Origin of the sequence: Bacillus fungorum, assembly GCF_002746455.1 — a bacterium.
Taxonomy (GTDB): domain Bacteria; phylum Bacillota; class Bacilli; order Bacillales; family Bacillaceae_G; genus Bacillus_A; species Bacillus_A fungorum.
This window is the reverse complement of the sequence record NZ_NWUW01000144.1, coordinates 1-856: the sequence shown is the minus strand read 5'-3', so window position 1 is coordinate 856 and position 856 is coordinate 1. Positions and strand designations below refer to the sequence as shown.

Here is an 856-nt window from a genome sequence, read left to right as displayed (position 1 = left end):
TTCAGGTATAATCCAACTTTTACGATTCACCATTTGCGCTAATGTATTCACATTTTTTTTGACGAAAATAAGATCAGACATATTTTCACAAAAATTAGCGAACCGATCGTTAAAGTATGTATCATTTTTCATAGATTCACGCTTACGACCGATGAAGACACACTGTTTAAATGCATCGAACTCCTTATTTTCATCACCAAAACGCATTAAGCCTATTTCCTCATAATTCTTAGCCAAGAAATAACTGATATCGTCTCTAGCAAATCTGTCATATGGAATGACATATACCATAATCCCACCTTCTGCTAAATAATGGTGAGCACGCTTCAGGAAGTTGAATTCCATTCTCTCTGATTTTACATTCTCTGTACGAAGCTCCGTATTATAAGGAGGATTTAAAAAAACAAGCGGAAAATAGTCATGGCTAATCATCATGCTTTCAAAGCTTGAGCGTACCACTTCATCTAATTGCTCTTTTGCTTTGCCATATCGCTTTGCATCCAGCTCTACGCCATACGTATGAAACTGGACTCCCGCCTGCTTCATTTCATCTGCAAAACTTCGTAAAATTTTCCCTTCTCCACAACATGGATCAAAGCAAGCATAAGCTCGCTCTGATTCCATTTGTAATAACTGTATTAAATATTTCCCTTCTGTTAGTGGTGTTGGATAAAATCCTGCCGCTAAATCATTTCCTATTCTCATAAAATTCCCTCCAAGTTCTTTTTTTGCAATAAAAAAAGGAAGATCCAAGTATAAACATCACTTAGTTCTTCCTTTTACCCTCTATATACTACCTCGACATAATTAGAATGGTAGTTCTTCATCTGTAATCTCCGGTAGGTCATCCATACCA

At 36.4% G+C, this 856-nt stretch carries 1 protein-coding gene; it reads right to left on the bottom strand.

Going from position 1 to position 856, the window contains the following annotated elements:
- Positions 1-705: DUF6094 domain-containing protein (locus tag CO726_RS31125; RefSeq protein ID WP_136699922.1), on the bottom strand; the 705-nt coding region annotated here is incomplete at its 3' end.
- Positions 706-856 lie beyond the last annotated feature (151 nt).